Source organism: Citrobacter sp. C348 (assembly GCF_047467975.1).
In the GTDB taxonomy this organism is placed as follows: Bacteria; Pseudomonadota; Gammaproteobacteria; order Enterobacterales; family Enterobacteriaceae; genus Citrobacter; species Citrobacter gillenii.
The window spans coordinates 185,770-203,122 of the sequence record NZ_JASJUJ010000003.1 but is presented as its reverse complement, the minus strand read 5'-3'; the positions used below and the strand labels follow the sequence as shown (position 1 = coordinate 203,122).

Here is a 17,353-nt window from a genome sequence, read left to right as displayed (position 1 = left end):
CTAATTTTAGATAGGGAGTAATGACAAAACGCGTGAGTAGTTTTTACGGTAATTATTAATATTCATTTAATATGAGATTGAATAATAGAGAAGGAGATAAAAATCACGGCAGTGAATCACTGCACGTCGAGAGGTGAGAATTCGACAGTTGTATGATGTTTTTTTAAAATCGTCATACTTTTCTGCGCTGTATCATTTTTTTTGCCAAAGTGGTCCGCCATAATCCCTTCCCCAGGAGACCTCACAACGGGTATGTGCTGTTGTGCGGTATAAAAACAACGCAAAAGCGGGATAAGGTAATGATTAACGGCAAGCTGGCACGGTTGACGTGCGCACTGACTCTGGCATTTTCGACCTCTCTTTTCGCAGCACAACCGGCGGTGGAAGGGCAAACATTGAAACTGGCAATTGGACCCGAACCCACGGAGGGATTCGACCCGATGCTGGGCTGGAGTCACGGCAGCTATCTGCTCCTGCATGCACCTTTGTTAAAACAAAATGCTGATATGAGCTGGGGAAGCCTGCTGACGGAGAAGGTGGAGACCAGCGCTGATGGGAAAACCTGGACATTAACCTTAAAACCCGATCTTAAATTCTCTGATGGCTCCCCGCTCACGGCGGAAGATGTGGTATTTACCTTCAACAAAGCCGCGACAAGCGGTGGGAAAATCGACATGGGGAATTTCACCCATGCCCGCCTGAAAGACAATCGTACGGTAGAAATGATGCTACGCAGTCCGCAGAGTACGTTTGTGAACGTGCTGGGCTCGTTAGGCATTGTTCCAGCAAAACAATACGATGAAAAAACCTTTGCCAGAAATCCAATTGGCGCAGGCCCTTATCGGCTGGTGAGTTTTCAGCCGGGCCAACAGTTAATCGTCGAAGCAAATCCTTGGTACGCGGGTAAGAAAAATGATTTTAGCCGGCTGGTGTTTGTCTTCCTGGACGAAGATAACGCTTACGCGGCCGCACGCAGTGGTCAACTGGGGCTGGTGCGTATTGCGCCATCAATGGCCGTTGCACCTCAACAAGACAATTTGAAGCTGTGGGTTCGCAACAGCGTAGAGAACCGGGGGATCGTGTTCCCGATGGTCCCTGCGGGTAAAAAAGATGCTAATGGTTATCCGGTCGGTAACGATATAACGGCCGACGTCGCGATCAGACGGGCCATTAACTACGCCATCGATCGTAAGCAACTGGCTGAACAGGTTATGGAAGGCCACGCTATCCCGGCGTACAGCGCGGTGCAGGGACTGCCGTGGCAGGGACCGTCGGTTGCGTTTAAAGATGGCGACAGTGACAAAGCGCGTGCGCTTCTGGAACAGGCAGGCTGGAAAGTTGGCCCGGATGGTGTGCGTGTAAAAGACGGCAAAGCAGCCCGTCTGACCTTATGGTATGCGAGCGGCGACAGTACGCGTCGTGATTTAGCCGAAGCGGTGCGTGCCATGCTCGAACCTGTTGGCATTGCGGTGTCGCTGCAATCCGGAAGCTGGGAAACCGTTGAGCGCCACATGCATTCAAATCCCACGCTATTTGGCTGGGGGAGTTTAGATCCGATGGAGCTTTTCCATCACTATAGCGGGCAGGCCGCGGGCGTTGAGTATTACAACCCCGGCTATTACAGCAATCCTGCGGTTGAACAGCATCTCAAACAGGCCATTGATGCGCCGGACTGGCAAAAAGCGGTGCCTTTCTGGCAACAGGTGGAGTGGGATGGCAAGCAGGGTGCAGGCGTTCAGGGTGACGCTGCGTGGGCATGGTTGCTGAATATCCAGCATACTTATCTGGCTAATCCGTGCATTGACCTGGGCAAAGGGGCGCCGGAAATTCACGGCAGTTGGTCCGTGCTCAACAATCTTGATGAATGGACCTGGACCTGCCGTTGATGAAGTCTGTTGTGGGTCATTTTCTGCGGCTGATCGTATTGTTGGTGCTGGTCGCTGCTGGCACCTTCATCTTGCTCAGCTTCTCGCCGGTCGATCCGATTCGTGCCTATATTGGTAACGATCTCCTGCATGTTCCGCCAGAACAGTATGCGCGTATCGCTGCACGCTGGGGGCTGGATCAGCCGCTGTGGGAGCGTTTCGGGCACTGGTTTGCACGCGTCTTACAGGGTGATCTCGGATATTCGATGCTGTTTAATGCACCGGTCGCCAGCGTGATTAAAGAGCGTTTTGCGACCTCATTTGCTCTGCTCTGTGGCGCATGGTTGATGTCGGGGTTACTGGGTACGGCAATGGGGTTCGTTGCCGGGCGCTTCCTGAACCGCTGGCCGGATAAAATGATCTGCCGCCTCAGCTATCTGCTTTCATCGTTGCCAACCTTCTGGATAGGAATGCTGCTTCTGGCCGTGTTTGCGGTTCGCTGGCCGGTGCTCCCGGTCTGCTGCGCGTGGGAGCCTGGCAACAGTGGTGATATGGCTGGCTTCACTGAGCGTCTGCGTCATCTGATTCTTCCGGTATGCGCCCTCAGTTTATTGGGGTTAGGGCAAATTACGCTGCACACCCGAGAAAGTATCGCCAGCGTGATGAAAAGCGACTTCGTCCGCTTTGCTCGCTCGCAGGGAGACAAGGGATGGTCGCTGCTGCGCCACCAGGTCCTGCATCATGCGATAACGCCTGCGCTGTGCCTGCAATTTGCTTCGCTTGGCGAACTTTTTGGCGGCGCATTGCTGGCAGAAAAAGTCTTTGCGTATCCCGGACTGGGGCAGGCGACCATTGATGCCGGATTACGCGGCGATGTGCCGCTGCTGATGGGGATTGTCTTGTTCAGCACCGTGCTGGTGTTCATCGGCAACTCGCTCTCTTCCTGGTTAGTCCATGTGCTAAATCGCGCGGTGGAGCGTCCAGATGCTCTATAACCCAACCCCAACGTTGATTCGCCTTCTACTGTCTGCGGGCGGTTTACTCTTCATCGCCATTTATGGCAACGCTACGCTGGATAACGCACTGAGCGTTAATCTGCTGGCCCGCCATCTGCCACCGGATGCGCTGCACTGGTTTGGCACCGATAATCTCGGGCGTGATTTATGGGTGCGCTGCTTTCAGGGGGCGTTAACCAGCCTGCAAATTGGTATCGGCGCGGCGATGTGTAGCGGGGTAATTGCTTTATTGATGGCGGCGGTTTCGCGTTTGCATCCGCGCATGGATGTTCTGATGCGCTTAGTCACCGACGCGATGTTGTCGATGCCGCATCTGCTGCTGCTGATTTTGATCTGCTTTACTCTCGGCGGTGGTAAAAGTGGGGTGGTGTTGGCGGTTGCGCTGACCCATTGGCCGCGTCTGGCCTTGATCCTGCGCGCGGAGGCGGAACGCGTCGCACACAGTGACTACCTGATGCTGACCCGACGGCTGGGACACGGGCATTTTTACTGCTGGCGTCATCACTACTTACCTGCGCTATTGCCACAATGGTTGACCGGGACGTTGTTGATGTTTCCGCACGCGGTGTTACATAGCGCGGCGTTAAGTTTTCTTGGTTTCGGGCTGGCGCCGCATGAGCCGTCGCTGGGTCTGTTGCTGGCGGATGCGCTGCGATTTATCAGCCACGGCAACTGGTGGCTGGTGCTGTTTCCGGGGTTAATGCTGTTCAGCCTGGTGATGTTATTTGATCAGTTTGCCCGGGCGGTACATCGTTTGTGGTTGAGAGGTGACGCATGTTGAGTTTACAGCAGGTCTCGCTGGACGTGGCGCGCTATCGTTGGTACGGCGCGAGAAAGTGGTCATCGCTACTCCAGGATATTTCTTTTGATATTTCCCCCGGTCAAATGGTGGCATTAGTCGGCGGCAGCGGGGAAGGTAAGAGTCTGCTGTTGCAGTGTCTGCTCGATCTGTTACCAGACAATCTGCGCGTTCAGGGCGCGATAACCCTCGATGGAAAAACGCTGGATCGTAATGACATCCGTGCATGTCGCGGCAATACCTTTAGTTATGTACCGCAAGGGGTTCAGGCGCTTAATCCACTGCTGACCATTGAAAAGCATTTGAAAAGAGCGAGTCAACTCTCCGGTCATCCCTGGGACGCGGGGAAGGTAACGCAACTTCTTGAACGGAGCCAACTGGACAACAGCGTATTAGGTGCTTTCCCGCGCCAACTGTCCGGTGGGATGGCAAAACGTGTACTGGCGTGCCATGCGTCACTCAGTCAGGCGCGCTATATCCTTGCTGACGAAATTACCGCCTGGCTGGATGCGCCTTTGGCGAATCAACTGCTGGGGCATTTACGAGGCCTTTGCGAGCAGGGCTGTGGTGTGCTGTGGGTAACCCACGATCTCACGCTGGCTGCACGCCATGCGGACCGGATTGTTGCCCTGCATCAGGGACGGGTATCGGATAACGTGAGTCGGGAACAGCTGCTGCGTGGCGATATCAGCGAACATTTGCAGCGGCAATGGCGGGCGTTACCTGAGAGAAACCAACTATTTGGAGAGCTGAATGCTGTGCTGTCGTGATGTTGTTATACGCCAGGGCGGTAAGGTGCTGTGGCAAAACCTGACGTTCTCGCTGGCTGTCGGGGAGCGCATGGGGATTTGCGCTCCTAGCGGGACCGGGAAAACCACGTTGGGACGCGTGCTGGCTGGCTGGCAAAAACCAACCTCCGGTGAGATTTTAGTCGATGATAAACCGTTACCGGTCGGGCAATATTGCCCGGTACAACTGGTGCCGCAACATCCTGAATTGACGTTCAACCCCTGGCGAAGTACGGGTGATTCGGTGCGGGATGCCTGGCAGCCGGATGCCTCAACGCTCGCCCGTTTACATATCAATCCCGAGTGGTTAACCCGCCGACCCGGGCAGCTTTCTGGTGGTGAACTGGCGCGTATTGCGCTACTGCGCGCGCTTGATCCGCGCACGCGTTTTCTTATCGCCGATGAAATTACCGCCCAGCTTGACCCTTCGATTCAACGAGACATATGGGCGCTGCTTCTTGAAGAATGCCAGCGTCGACCGCTAGGTATGCTTATTATCAGCCATCAGCAGGCATTGCTTGATCAGATTTGTTCGCGAATGCTGCATAATCGTTGATTACAATGTTACGTTATATTATAACAGTTCACTCGCAACCATATTGAGGGTGAAATTTTGGCTATTCGTTTGGAAAAACTGGCGGTTGTTTTGGGGATGCTGTTAGCCAGCGGTCAGGCGCTGGCGCATGGGCACCATTCTCATGGCGCACCGATGACAGAAATAGAGCAAAAAGCGTCAGAGGGTGTTTTTGATAATAGCCATGTGATGGACAGGGCACTGAGCGACTGGGATGGCGTGTGGCAGTCCGTGTATCCTTATTTGCAGAGCGGCGAACTGGATCCGGTATTCAAGCAGAAGGCCGAGAAAGGTAAAAGTAAAACGGCGGAGGAGATTAAAGCCTATTACCGCACAGGCTATGCCACTAACGTGGACACTATCGGCATCGAGAACGGCGTGATGGAGTTTCATACGGGTAATAAGGTCGCGTCGTGTAAATATGACTACGCCGGATACAAAATATTGACCTATACGTCCGGCAAGAAAGGTGTGCGGTATCTGTTTGAGTGCAAAGAGTCAAATAGTCAGGCGCCGAAATACGTGCAATTTAGCGATCATATTATTGCGCCACGCAAATCAAGCCATTATCACATCTTTATGGGAAACACGTCACAGGCAGCGCTGCTTGAAGAGATGGACAACTGGCCGACCTATTATCCGTATCAGCTCAAAGCGGAAGCGGTGATTGACGAGATGCTGCATCATTAATTCCCATTCGATTGTATTTAAACCCGCCGATAACGGCGGGTTGATAAATTACGGATATTATTTTCCGGAAGCCAGCGTGTTATAGCTGGTCATCAGGTTGCGGTAGTCAGGAATATGGTTGGAGAACAGCGTGCCCAGCCCTTCAACGTCATTACGCCAGTCACGGTGTAATTCACAGGCCAGACCGAACCAGGTCATCAACTGCACGCCGGCAGACGACATACGGTTCCAGGCGGAGTCGCGGGTCAGTGGGTTAAAGGTACCGGACGCATCGGTAACCACAAACACGTCGAACCCAGCTTCAATGGCCGACAGCGCAGGGAAGGCGACGCACACTTCGGTAACGACTCCGGCGATGATCAGCTGTTTTTTACCCGTGGCTTTAATCGCGTTGACAAAATCGTCGTTGTCCCAGGCGTTAATCTGCCCTGGACGGGCGATGTAAGGGGCGTCAGGAAACAGCGCTTTCAGCTCAGGGACCAGTGGACCATTAGGACCGGTTTCAAAGCTGGTGGTCAGAATGGTGGGGAGTTTGAAGTACTTTGCCAGATCGGCCAGCGCCAGCACGTTGTTTTTAAACTTGTCGGGATCAATATCACGGACCAGCGACAGTAAACCTGCCTGGTGATCGACCAACAGTACGGCAGCCTGATCTTTATCCACACGTTTATAGGTAATCGTCATTTTTCTTTCTCCAGGTGATGAGAGTGGGCCTCGAGGGCGAAATCTATTGATAAACAGTAGTGGCTATCGCGGGTATTGGGTAGTCGCAAAAATGAGTTTCATCGTTGCAAATCTGGAACGAAAAATATTCTGCAACAGAGTGCTCTATTCATAAGCTTCTCTTTCCATCAGGTGATGCATTCGTTAGCATATTGTCTCGCAGCAAGTGCATGTGTTTTATCAGGAAGAGGTTAACGTGTTCGCAGAGTATGGAGTTCTGAATTACTGGACGTATCTGGTGGGGGCTATTTTTATTGTACTGGTACCGGGGCCCAATACGATTTTTGTGCTGAAGAACAGCGTCGGGCGAGGGGTGAAGGGCGGTTACCTTGCCGCCTGCGGGGTATTTATCGGTGATGCTGTGCTGATGTTTTTGGCCTACGCAGGTGTTGCGGCATTGATCAAAACAACGCCCGTTTTGTTTAATATCGTGCGTTATCTGGGGGCTTTTTATCTGTTGTATCTCGGGGCGAAGATCCTGTATGCCACGTTAAAGTCGAAGGCCACGGAGAGTGCGACCGAAGAAACGCCCTTTGGTGCGATTTTCAAACGTGCATTAATTTTGAGTCTGACTAATCCAAAAGCCATTCTGTTTTATGTGTCGTTTTTCGTTCAATTTATTGACGTCAATGCAGCACATTCAGGGCTGTCGTTCTTTATTTTGGCCATTACGCTTGAAATCGTGAGCTTCTTCTACCTGAGCTTTCTTATTTTCTCCGGTGCTTTTGTTACACAGTATATTCGCACCAAGAAGAAACTGGCGAAGGTGGGCAATTCCCTTATTGGTTTAATTTTTGTGGGATTTGCAGCCCGTCTGGCGACGCTTCAGTCTTAACGCCATTAGCCCGCTCCTGGCAGCGGGCTTTGTGTTTTCCCCTATGATTTTCATTGCCCATCAGTAAGAATACTAACCAATAAATGGTATTTTAAATGTATATTTTGAGGCGTACCCTGTTCACAGCAGCGATTCAATAAGGTTCGCTGGTTGTCGACTGGAAAAGGGAAGAAAGATGCTTCAAATTCCACAGAATCACATTCATACACGCTCAACGCCGTTCTGGAACAAAGACACTGCGCCTGCCGGAATTTTCGAACGCCACCTTGATAAAGGAACCCGGGCGGGGGTTTATCCTCGACTGTCGGTTATGCAGGGGGCGGTCAAATATCTCGGATTCGCAGATGAGCACAGCCCGGAACCTGTAGAGGTGATGATTATTGAAGCCGGTCAGTTTGGCGTTTTCCCACCGGAAAAATGGCATAACATCGAAGTGATGACCGACGACACCTACTTTAATATCGATTTTTTCGTTGCGCCTGAGGTTCTGATGGAGAGTGCTAATCAACGAAAAGTCGTGCGTACCGGCAAGGAGTGAATCATGAGTAAAGCAACCTATACCGTCACCGTAACCAATAACAGCAATGGCGTTTCTGTTGATTATGAAACGGAAGCGCCAATGACGCTGTTGGTACCCGACGTGGCAGCCGAAGTGGTCAAAGATCTGGTGAATACCGTACGTTCGTACGATACAGAAAATGAGCACGACGTCTGCGGCTGGTAACGCCAGAACTACTGTTACTTTATGATTTATATGAGAAACCGCAGCGTGCTGCGGTTTTTTTATTGACTGACGAACCGTGACGTGTTGTTGAAAAAGTCCGAAAAAAGAATTCTTAAGAAAACCTTAAGAACATCGCATTCATTGCTAATAGGCAACCATTCACAGGGGTTATGATCGGTACACAGTAACATTACAGAACATCTTGCTTATGAAATTGAACACCCAGCTTACATTACCTACGCTCATTCTTGGACTGGTCATCGTCGCGATCCCGTTCACCGCAAACTGGAATCTTCCTCTGTTAAACGGCACCGTCGTCAGATGGATTGAAAATGGGCAGGCGCTGTGGCTACTGTTTGGCGCGGTATTTACTCTCGGCTATATCCGGCCTTTATCTCGTCCTGAAGGCGAGAAGCAATTTTGGTTGTGGGCGGCAGTGTGGTGGCTGGTTTTACTGGGCAGAAGCACCAGCTGGGGCCGTGATTATTTCCCTGAGCATCCTAAACTCCTGTTCAGAACCATCTCAGTCGTGTTAATTGCCATGATTATTCTGCCAGTGTTACTGTCGAAGCGCTTACGGCAGGATATTGCACGTCGTGTACGCAATGAACCGCTGCCGATTTGGCTGCTGGCAATCACCACCTGTGCATTTTTGATATCTGACACCGTAGAACATCATCGTCTGCTGGCACCACTGTTTCTGCATAATGCCCATTACGGCGATCTTATTGAAGAGCTGTATGAACTGCCGTTTATGGTGGGATTATTTCTGATGAACCTTGGTTTTATGCGGCAAGATAAGAAGGAAGAATACGCATTTGTTCGTGTGGGCAAGCAGCTGCTAGCTAAGTGATCGAAATAACAGCCTGAGCCTTGAACAAAAGACTCAGGCTGTGCGTACTCTTATTTACGCAATAGCCTCACATAAACGTGACTTCATCTCGCTATACGATTGCGCAGCATGCTTCTCCGCCCAATTTTGATCGGTGATGTGTTCGATATTTACCGCGCAATACTTGGTTTCCGGCGTTTTCGAGATAGGATCAAGATTATCCTGGGTTAACTCGTTACATGCGCCAATCCACCACTGATACGTCATATACACCGTTCCGCTATTGATGCGTTCAGAGACATCGGCACGGCTGATGACTTTCCCACGACGGGAACTCACCCACACCAGGTCACGATGACGGATCCCCTGTTTGGCGGCATCCTGAGTATTGATTTGCACATAGCCCGGTTCATCTGCCAGCGCCTGCAGTGCCGCGCAATTGCCGGTCATGGAACGACAGGAGTAATGCCCCACTTCGCGTACGGTACAGAGCACCATCGGGTATTTTTCATCCGGTACTTCGGCAGGGGCTCGCCACTGAGCGGCAAACAGCTTGCCCTTACCGTTGGCGGTATCAAACCGACTATTCTGATAGAGATACGGGGTGCCAGGGTGATCGAGATCCGGGCAAGGCCACTGAATATGGCCCATATCGCCCATTTTCTCATACGTTACCCCATAGAATAGCGGACAGAGTTCGCGCATCTCATCCCAGATTTGCTGGTTGTTTTGATACTGCATTGGGTAACCCATTTCCATCGCCAGCAGACTGATAATTTCCCAGTCGCGCTTCACATCCCCGGTGGGTTCGATGGCCTTCTCAAAACGTTGAAAACCACGATCGGCGCAGGTAAAGACGCCACCGTGTTCGCCCCATGAGGTTGCGGGCAGGATAACGTCGGCCATTTCCGCCGTCTTGGTCATGAATATGTCCTGCACCACGATAAAATCGAGCGCGTTGAAGCCTTCTCGAACCAGGCCCAAATCGGCTTCGGTTTGCAGCGGATCTTCCCCCATGATGTAGTAGGCTTTAACTTTGCCTTCAATCGCCAGATGCGGGACTTCGGTGATCCGTGTGCCCACCTTGTCATCCATCTGGTTGACGTCAATCCCCCAGGCTTGAGCAAATTTCGCTCTCACTGCGGGATCGGTAACGTCCTGATAGCCCGGAAATTGATTGGGAAGCACGCCCATGTCGCATGCGCCCTGAACGTTATTCTGCCCGCGTACCGGGCCGACGCCGACGTTAGGTCGACCCAGATTGCCGGTCAGCAAGGCCAGACTCGACAACCCACGCACGACGTCGACAGCCTGGCCGAACTGCGTCACGCCCATTCCCCACATCACCGTCGCTGACGGTGCGGCGGCAAAGGTGCGCATCGCCTGGCGTACCTGTTGAGCGGGCACCCCGGTGAGGTGTTCAACGGTTTCAGGCGCATAGTCCTTTACGGTTTCCCAATAGCTTTCCAGGCCTTCGGCATGCTTTTGTACGTATTCACGATCGTAGAGCTGTTCTTCAATCAGCACGTGTCCAAAGGCGTTGACCAGCGCCATGTTACAGCCATTTTTCAACTGCAGGTGCTGGTCTGCAATACGCGCGGTTTCAATGCGGCGAGGATCGCAGACAATGATTTTCGCCCCGTTCTGACGGGCTTTGATGACCCGGCGGGCAACTATCGGATGAGAGTCTGCGCAGTTATAGCCAAAGATGAGCAGGCATTTGGAATTTTCAATGTCGCTGATGGAGTTGCTCATTGCGCCATTGCCTAAGGTTTCCTGCAATCCGGCAACGGAAGGGCCATGGCATACGCGAGCACAGCAATCGACGTTGTTGGTGTTGAGCACGCCACGCGCGAACTTTTGCATCACATAGTTGGTTTCATTTCCCGTCCCTCGGGAAGAACCCGTAGTCATGATGGCGCGGGGGCCATAGGCATTTTTGATGTCGGATAGACGTTTTGCGGTGTAGCGAATAGCTTCATCCCAGCTGACGGGCGTGAACTTTCCCCCTTTTTCATAACGGATCAGCGGGCGAGTCAGACGGGGAGTCAGAAGGCGCGTGTCGTTAAGAAAATCCCAACCGTAGTAGCCTTTCAGACATAGCTGGTTTTGGTTGGTCACCCCTTCAGCGGCTTCGGCGCGGATGATTTTGTTATTTTCAACAACAAGCTTGAGCTTGCACCCGGCCCCACAGTATGGGCATACACTGGTGATTTTTTTCATCAATAACAGACCTGTTAAATGCTGAAATAGCGCGAATTGTAGACGCAACCACGTGAACAGGTCACGGGCTACGGTGTATCGTAGTGACGGGCTGTTAAAGCATAAAGTGTGCCAGAATTGAAAACGTAGTCACGGTAGGGTTTGGCTCAGAAATTAAACGTAAAGTCACTGACGATACGACATTAATGACGATAAACGTCAGAAAAGATCGCCATTTAGGATGGTTTAACCTCATGAATCATCGGAAAAAGATGAAAATACAAAGTGATGGCGATCACAAATTTTAATTTTTCGGGTCTATGCTATGCTTTTAAACAGCGAGTCAATCGTTCACGTAAAAACATAAGCGAGGAAACAAATGGGTATACTTTCATGGATTATTTTCGGTCTGATCGCTGGGATTTTGGCAAAATGGATTATGCCAGGTAAAGACGGCGGCGGATTCTTTATGACCATTATTTTAGGGGTTATCGGTGCAGTCGTTGGTGGTTGGATCAGTACATTGCTTGGCTTTGGCAAAGTGGATGGTTTCAACTTTGGCAGCTTTGTCGTGGCGATTATCGGCGCGCTCGTTGTTCTGTTTATCTACAGAAAAGTCAAAAGCTAAATCAAAACAGATATTGAAATAGAGGCCACTTCATGTGGCCTTTATTTTTTTACCACCAGCCCAATTCGGTGCCGAGTACCACAATAATGGCGACACCAATCATGATGAGCGTTGTTTTTTTCATGGCTATGCTCCCGGTGCGGCGTAGCCGCCAATAAAGAACCAGGATAAAAAAACAACGGCGGAAATGAAGATAATGACAGGGAAAATAATACCAATCCGCATGGTTTCACCAGCCAACGTTATGTAAAGATGAACCAGAATAACAGGGCTTAATGCGTGAAAAAAGCAGTTTTGCCCGCGCGTTTTTTGTCTTGATACATCGCGCTGTCTGCATCATGAAGCGCACAGTTTAAGTCGGTTTCTCGCGGATCGACTTCAATCACGCCCAGGCTGGCGCCAGGATAAAACAGGCGGATAGTGCCTAGCTGATAGTCGCCGCAGAGTTGTTGTTGCAACTGGTCTTTAACCCTCTGCATGCGCGTGAGTTGATCTTCTTCACTTTTTTGTGACAGACCCGCGACGAGAAATTCGTCGCCGCCCAGTCGGCCGAGAATATCATTTTCGCTGCATCCACGACGTAAACGTTGCCCAATCTGGATCAAAAGTTGGTCACCAACTTCATGGCCAAAACGATCATTGATCAGCTTGAAATCGTCTAAATCGATATAGGCGACGATAATTTTTTGCTGCAAATGACGGGCCAGCGAAAAGAGGGTTTCCATATTTTCGAAAATGGCCCGACGATTCGGTAATCCGGTGAGTGCATCGGTGTAGGAGTGTGCAATGAGTGCTGCATTCGCTTGACGTAATTGCGCCACCAGAGACTCTTTTTGAATCGACTGGGCAATCAGGCCCGCAAACAGATGCAGGACCTGCTCTCCGCGTTGGCTCAGGGCTTGTTGCTGCCGGCTGGTGGCGCAAAGCGTGCCGTAAAACGTCCCATCCGGAAGGTGGACAGGCGTGCTCAAAAAGGTGGTAATTTCCAGTGCGCGTGCGGCGGCACAGTCTGGCCAGCGAGCGGGGACATTATCACTGTACAGGCAGTTTTCTTCGATTGCGCGCTTGCACAACGTTTCATCCCACGGGACAGAGAGTCCTTCGGGGATCTGCATCTGTCGGCTGTTACGGGCATACAGAATATGCTGCAGGCGGGCATCTAAATCGACTTTGGTTAAATAGGTCGACTCCATGTCAGTCACCATTTCCAGCATCTCCAGAAGTTGCCGAACCAGACTCTCAACCGATTGCTCGGTGGCTAATGATTGTGAGACTCTGGCGAGGATCATGTCCGACATGAGAGGTAAATACTCCTGAGTAGTAACAACGACGGTGATGCCTGCATGATAAAACAACACAGTGAAAGATGAAACAAACCGAACTGTATGAAATGTAAGCAGGGAATAAAAACGTATCAGTAAAACATGGAGATACGCGGACAGTCGGCGTAATCTGCCGCAATAACTTTATTATCAGGAGTGGCTATGAAGTCTGTGTTTATCGTGTTGTCAGGCATGCTGATGCTGGCGGGATGTACAACGCAACCGGATGCGCCAATGCCACCGAAAGTGGGTATGGCGAATCCGGCATCCGTTTATTGTCAGCAAAAAGGAGGTTTGCTGATTGCGGTACAAACGCCGCAAGGGGTACGTTCTGACTGCAAGCTCCCCGGAGGGGAAGTGATTGACGAATGGACGCTTTGGCGCAGAGATCACCCGGCTAAAACGCAGTGAGAGCCTGCTACCATTGACGTAGCCACTCAGCCAGTACGAGGGCGTGGTTTTGCTGCGTATTTTTTGCCGCATACAGTAGCGTGACGGCCTGTTGACGCGCGATGTCAGCAAGCCGTTTCCCTTCCGGCTGCTGTTGAGCAAGTTCGGCGCGGTATTGATCTGCGAAATGTTCAAAATCAATAAGTTCAGCGTGAAATGCTTTACGTAATTCAGTCGAGGGCGTGAGAGCTTTATTCCACTCATCGCAGGCCAGGTCGGTTTTTTTTACCCCGCGTGGCCACAGTCTGTCGACCAGAACGCGATAACCATCATTTTGTTCAGCCGGATCATACACGCGTTTACACTGAATATTCATTTATCACTCCGCTCCGTTAAGTCACCGAATGGAGACATTTTATTATCTGCACTGCGGCGTATTAATATCGCAAAACGTGACCATTATAGCATTTTGTCGCGACTGGCTCCCAATTTAAGGGATTGTGAAAACAACAAAATATCGGTAGGGTGAGGCTCCTTATGTTGTCCCTTATTGTCTGGACACAAGGAAACTCTCATGGACATTTCCCCTGTAAAAAACACGCTTCGCATTGCGCTGGTCGGCGACTACAACCCCGACATTGTCGCGCATCAGGCGATTCCCCTTGCCATTGATGACGCTGCCGCGGTGCTGGAATTAATGGCGGATTACGACTGGCTAACGACCTCGGATATTAATAGCGATGAGGATCTGGTCGGCTATGACGCTATCTGGGTGGTGCCCGGTAGCCCGTATCAGCACACTGAAGGTGCGCTGACGGCGATTCGTTACGCCCGTGAAAACAGTATTCCCTTCCTCGGCACCTGCGGTGGTTTTCAGCATGCCATCCTCGAATATGCCCGCAACGTGCTGGGTTGGCACGATGCCGCACACGCAGAAACGGATACCGAAGGTCGCATGGTAATTGCCCCGTTGAGCTGCTCGCTGGTCGAAAAAACGGATGATATCGAACTGCGGGCGAATACGCTGATCGCCAGAGCCTACAATCAGGAGGTGATTTCCGAAGGTTATCACTGCAACTACGGCGTATCGCAAGCCTTTGCCGACGAACTTGAGCGCGGGGATTTACGCGTGACAGGCTGGGATGAGGCGGGAGATATTCGTGCCATTGAACTGGTGACGCATCCTTTTTATGTCGCCACGCTCTTTCAACATGAACGTGGTGCCTTGACGGGGAAACCTGTGCCGTTGGTTCAGGCGATGCTGTACGCAGCGCGCGGATAAAAAAGTCGGGCAGGACTGTAATGAGCCTGCCCCGTACATTATGGTGAGGTTATCTCACGGTTGCGTCCGGCATACAGGCCAAACACCGCCATCAGTGTCGCTAGCAGGGCGATGCCAATCAACGGTATCTGCCAGTTACCGTTAAGGTCATGAATTTTTCCCATTAACGGCGGACCACATGCCGCCAGCAAGTACCCCACAGACTGCGCCATACCGGATAGCGCAGCCGCCTGGTGCGCAGAACTGGCACGAAGCCCGATGAACGTCAGTCCGAGGATCATCGTCGCGCCAGAGCCAAAGCCAAATAAAATCGTCCACAACACGGCCTGGTTGGGTAGCAGCCAGAATCCTGCGGCTGCAATTGCGCACATTAATGAGACCAAAGCGGCAATGGCGCGTTGATCCTTCAATTTAAACAAGATTAAAGGGATCAGTAAGCCGGGTGCGGCAGTAGCGAGTTGCAGCAAACCGTGCAGCGAACCCGCCTGTGCCTCGCTGTAGCCATGGCTAATCAAAATAGCGGGCAACCAGCCGATAATCACGTAATAGACGAGTGAGTTGATCCCCAAAAACAGCGTCACCTGCCAGGCGAGGCTGGAGCGCCAGATCCCTCGGGAATGCAACACGCGCGAGTTACTCATCGTGGCATGGCTCGTCTGGCGATACTGCGGTAGCCAGATAACCAGCGCCAGCAGCGGAAAAACCATCAACATCATCAGCGCACCGCGCCAGCCGAATCCGTTAAGCGCCAGCGGCACCACGATGGCTGAGCCAATGGCGGCCGCAGCTCCCATCGTCAACGAGTACGCCCCGGTAAGTTTTGCGACATGTTGTGAAAAATCTCGCTTAATCAGTCCCGGAAGCAGCACGTTGCCTAATGCTATCCCACAGCCAATGAGGGTGGTTCCAGCAAATAAGAATGGCGGCGAGGGCAATGAACGTATGGCAATACCGGCGCAAATCAGCAGCATGGCGGCAAACAGACTGCGCTCAATACCCCATCGACGGGCAACGCCCGCCGCCAGGGGGGACACTAACGCAAAGGCCAGCAGCGGCAGGGTAGTCAGGAGCCCCGTCTGGGCGGTCGTCAGCGCGTAATCTGCGCGAATGGCATCCAGCAGCGGCGCTGCACCGGTAAAGGTAACGCGAAGCGTGGTGGCGATCATCAGGATACCCGCAATCAGCAACACACCTTGCTTGCCGCGGGGGGAAGGGGAACAGGTCATCTTTTTCTCTTATCGTCAGGCGAGGCGATACCTTACCGTTTTTACACCATGGATGAATCAAGCTAAAATGACAGATTATCGCTAAAATCGGACAACGTTATGCTGGGACTGAGGCTGGACGGGTATGAACCGGATCGCTATCACGATGCTGCTGTGGCTTTTTGTATTCAGGCTCAGGAAGATGAACTCTTCAGCCCGCTGCATCAGCACCGTAAAGGCCAGCTGATCCTGGCATTGCATGGCGCTATTACCTGTGAAGTTGAACACGCCATGTGGATGGTGCCACCCCAGTACGCGGTGTGGATCCCGGGTGAGATCCCTCACAGCAATCACGTCACCGTTGGCGCTGAGCTGTGTTTTTTGTTTATTGAACCGCAGGCGGTGGTGATGCCTGAACGTTGCTGCACGCTGAAAATCTCGCCACTCTGCCGGGAACTGATACTTTCACTGGCGACCAGAACCGATGCCCAGCGGCTGGAGCCGTCAACGCAGCGGCTGACGCAGGTCTTGTTTGATGAACTTCCGCAGCAACCGCAGGAGCAAATGCAGCTGCCGGTTTCCGATCATCCGAAAATTCGCAGGATGGTCGCAACGATGGCGCAGGAGCCCGCGCAATGGCAGACCTTGGGCCAGTGGGCTAGCGTGTTTGCGATGAGCGAACGCAATCTTGCCCGGCTGGTGGTGAAAGAGACCGGGCTGAGTTTTCGCCGCTGGCGTCAGCAACTACAGTTGATTCTGGCATTACAGGCGCTGGTTGATGGTCGTAACGTCCAGCAGGTCGCCCACATGCTGGGTTACGATTCAACAACCGCCTTTATCACCATGTTCAAAAAAGGCCTGGGTCAAACCCCAGGCCGTTATCTGACGGGGCTGGCTACTGTTTCCCCACAATCAGCGAAACCAGACCCGCGGCGATGAGCGGCCCCACAGGGACGCCGCGAAACAGCGCAACACCCAGTACCGTACCGACCAGCAACCCGGCGACTAACTGCGGCTGACTGCCCATCAGCGTGACGCCACGTCCACCCAGCCAGGAGACGAATACGCCGATAGCAATGGCGACCAGTGACTTCCAGTTTACGAAGGAGTGAATGAGCGTGGAGGGCGGTAGCGTTCCGCTGGCGATCGGTGCCATCACGCCAATCGTCAGGATAATAATCCCGACAGTCAGGCCCTGTTTTTCAATCCACGGGAAAAAGGTGTTCAGCGGGGTGACACGGACAATGATCAGCACCAGGATTGAAACGGCGACAGTGGTGTTGTGGCTGACAAAGCCCAGAGCTGCCAGTCCGAGCAGGATCAGCAGAGTGACATCAAACATCGTAGTTTCCTTGCCAAAAAAGATAAGCCTGCTTACTGTACGCGCAAATGCGTGGTGGAACAGGCTTTTTTTAGTGATATATACGCTATTTGGGCGAACGCATAACCGTGCGTTTCTGTGCCGGTAACGGGGCGTT

Annotated in this window: 21 protein-coding genes and 1 pseudogene; 14 read left to right on the top strand and 8 right to left on the bottom strand. The window is 52.1% G+C overall.

Annotated elements, in window-relative coordinates; genetic code table 11:
- Positions 1–299 precede the first annotated feature (299 nt).
- From QNN86_RS07580 to zinT, 6 genes are read left to right on the top strand one after another with little or no spacing between them, the layout of a single operon-like run.
- A complete protein-coding gene (locus tag QNN86_RS07580) occupies positions 300–1,886 on the top strand; it encodes an ABC transporter substrate-binding protein (RefSeq protein WP_414210875.1) in 1,587 nt (528 codons plus the stop codon).
- The gene (locus QNN86_RS07575) at positions 1,886–2,860 is read left to right on the top strand and encodes an ABC transporter permease (protein WP_279276956.1); all 975 of its coding nucleotides are present in this window, start codon (positions 1,886–1,888) and stop codon (positions 2,858–2,860) included. Before QNN86_RS07580 ends, QNN86_RS07575 begins: the two co-directional genes overlap by 1 nt.
- The gene (locus tag QNN86_RS07570; protein ID WP_279276955.1) at positions 2,850–3,662 is read left to right on the top strand and encodes an ABC transporter permease; all 813 of its coding nucleotides are present in this window, start codon (positions 2,850–2,852) and stop codon (positions 3,660–3,662) included. Before QNN86_RS07575 ends, QNN86_RS07570 begins: the two co-directional genes overlap by 11 nt.
- Positions 3,656–4,450 (top strand): ATP-binding cassette domain-containing protein, encoded by a 795-nt coding sequence (locus QNN86_RS07565; protein WP_279276954.1) that lies wholly within the window; start codon positions 3,656–3,658, stop codon positions 4,448–4,450. Before QNN86_RS07570 ends, QNN86_RS07565 begins: the two co-directional genes overlap by 7 nt.
- Positions 4,434–5,024 (top strand): ATP-binding cassette domain-containing protein, encoded by a 591-nt coding sequence (locus QNN86_RS07560; protein WP_414210874.1) that lies wholly within the window; start codon positions 4,434–4,436, stop codon positions 5,022–5,024. The genes QNN86_RS07565 and QNN86_RS07560 overlap by 17 nt, the downstream gene beginning before the upstream one ends.
- Positions 5,025–5,081: 57 nt before the next feature.
- Positions 5,082–5,732 (top strand): metal-binding protein ZinT, encoded by a 651-nt coding sequence (gene zinT, locus QNN86_RS07555; protein WP_414210872.1) that lies wholly within the window; start codon positions 5,082–5,084, stop codon positions 5,730–5,732.
- A gap of 57 nt (positions 5,733–5,789) precedes the next feature.
- On the opposite strand, the gene ycaC is transcribed toward zinT, so the two are convergent.
- A complete protein-coding gene (gene ycaC / locus QNN86_RS07550) occupies positions 5,790–6,416 on the bottom strand; it encodes an isochorismate family cysteine hydrolase YcaC (RefSeq protein WP_279276952.1) in 627 nt (208 codons plus the stop codon).
- A 235-nt stretch (positions 6,417–6,651) separates the two neighbouring features.
- On the opposite strand from ycaC, the gene leuE reads away from it, so the two are divergent.
- From leuE to QNN86_RS07530, 4 genes are all read left to right on the top strand, one after another.
- A complete protein-coding gene (leuE, locus tag QNN86_RS07545; RefSeq protein ID WP_181619242.1) occupies positions 6,652–7,290 on the top strand; it encodes a leucine efflux protein LeuE in 639 nt (212 codons plus the stop codon).
- A gap of 175 nt (positions 7,291–7,465) precedes the next feature.
- Positions 7,466–7,828, top strand: coding sequence for a DUF1971 domain-containing protein YeaR (gene yeaR, locus QNN86_RS07540; protein WP_096757332.1), 363 nt, complete (start codon positions 7,466–7,468; stop codon positions 7,826–7,828).
- Positions 7,829–7,831: 3 nt separating this feature from the next.
- On the top strand, positions 7,832–8,014 hold the full coding sequence (locus QNN86_RS07535; RefSeq protein WP_096757331.1) for a DUF1869 domain-containing protein: 183 nt from the start codon (positions 7,832–7,834) through the stop codon (positions 8,012–8,014).
- A 208-nt stretch (positions 8,015–8,222) separates the two neighbouring features.
- Positions 8,223–8,867: a hypothetical protein gene (locus QNN86_RS07530; protein WP_181619243.1), complete on the top strand. Its 645-nt coding sequence runs from the start codon at positions 8,223–8,225 to the stop codon at positions 8,865–8,867.
- A gap of 54 nt (positions 8,868–8,921) precedes the next feature.
- On the opposite strand, the gene fdhF is transcribed toward QNN86_RS07530, so the two are convergent.
- Positions 8,922–11,069, bottom strand: a complete 2,148-nt coding sequence (fdhF, locus tag QNN86_RS07525; protein ID WP_414210871.1) for a formate dehydrogenase subunit alpha — start codon at positions 11,067–11,069, stop codon at positions 8,922–8,924.
- Between the two features lie 358 nt (positions 11,070–11,427).
- Between fdhF and QNN86_RS07520 the strand changes: the two genes are divergently transcribed.
- Positions 11,428–11,676 carry a GlsB/YeaQ/YmgE family stress response membrane protein gene (locus QNN86_RS07520; RefSeq protein WP_096757328.1) on the top strand — a complete coding sequence of 83 codons (249 nt, stop codon included), beginning with the start codon at positions 11,428–11,430 and terminating at the stop codon, positions 11,674–11,676.
- 49 nt (positions 11,677–11,725) lie between these two features.
- On the opposite strand, the gene yoaJ is transcribed toward QNN86_RS07520, so the two are convergent.
- From yoaJ to QNN86_RS07505, 3 genes are read right to left on the bottom strand one after another with little or no spacing between them, the layout of a single operon-like run.
- On the bottom strand, positions 11,726–11,800 hold the full coding sequence (yoaJ, locus tag QNN86_RS07515; protein ID WP_099530266.1) for a protein YoaJ: 75 nt from the start codon (positions 11,798–11,800) through the stop codon (positions 11,726–11,728).
- A 2-nt stretch (positions 11,801–11,802) separates the two neighbouring features.
- On the bottom strand, positions 11,803–11,901 hold the full coding sequence (locus QNN86_RS07510) for a YoaK family small membrane protein (RefSeq protein WP_096757327.1): 99 nt from the start codon (positions 11,899–11,901) through the stop codon (positions 11,803–11,805).
- 47 nt (positions 11,902–11,948) lie between these two features.
- The gene (locus QNN86_RS07505) at positions 11,949–12,974 is read right to left on the bottom strand and encodes a sensor domain-containing diguanylate cyclase (RefSeq protein WP_414210870.1); all 1,026 of its coding nucleotides are present in this window, start codon (positions 12,972–12,974) and stop codon (positions 11,949–11,951) included.
- A 186-nt stretch (positions 12,975–13,160) separates the two neighbouring features.
- On the opposite strand from QNN86_RS07505, the gene QNN86_RS07500 reads away from it, so the two are divergent.
- Positions 13,161–13,409 carry a DUF333 domain-containing protein gene (locus tag QNN86_RS07500; protein WP_181619246.1) on the top strand — a complete coding sequence of 83 codons (249 nt, stop codon included), beginning with the start codon at positions 13,161–13,163 and terminating at the stop codon, positions 13,407–13,409.
- A gap of 7 nt (positions 13,410–13,416) precedes the next feature.
- Here QNN86_RS07500 and QNN86_RS07495 read toward each other — a convergent pair whose 3' ends face one another.
- Complete coding sequence (locus tag QNN86_RS07495) at positions 13,417–13,764, bottom strand: DUF488 domain-containing protein (protein WP_181619247.1); 348 nt, start codon at positions 13,762–13,764, stop codon at positions 13,417–13,419.
- Positions 13,765–13,962: 198 nt separating this feature from the next.
- On the opposite strand from QNN86_RS07495, the gene QNN86_RS07490 reads away from it, so the two are divergent.
- Positions 13,963–14,670 carry a CTP synthase gene (locus QNN86_RS07490; protein ID WP_414210869.1) on the top strand — a complete coding sequence of 236 codons (708 nt, stop codon included), beginning with the start codon at positions 13,963–13,965 and terminating at the stop codon, positions 14,668–14,670.
- A 38-nt stretch (positions 14,671–14,708) separates the two neighbouring features.
- On the opposite strand, the gene QNN86_RS07485 is transcribed toward QNN86_RS07490, so the two are convergent.
- Complete coding sequence (locus tag QNN86_RS07485; RefSeq protein WP_414210868.1) at positions 14,709–15,896, bottom strand: CynX/NimT family MFS transporter; 1,188 nt, start codon at positions 15,894–15,896, stop codon at positions 14,709–14,711.
- 99 nt (positions 15,897–15,995) lie between these two features.
- Between QNN86_RS07485 and QNN86_RS07480 the strand changes: the two are divergent.
- Positions 15,996–16,788, top strand: a pseudogene (locus QNN86_RS07480) (AraC family transcriptional regulator); the annotation flags it as partial.
- Here QNN86_RS07480 and QNN86_RS07475 read toward each other — a convergent pair.
- Complete coding sequence (locus QNN86_RS07475) at positions 16,771–17,217, bottom strand: DUF441 domain-containing protein (protein ID WP_016152803.1); 447 nt, start codon at positions 17,215–17,217, stop codon at positions 16,771–16,773. The pseudogene QNN86_RS07480 and the gene QNN86_RS07475 sit on opposite strands and share 18 nt — an antisense overlap.
- Between the last annotated feature and the right edge of the window lie 136 nt (positions 17,218–17,353).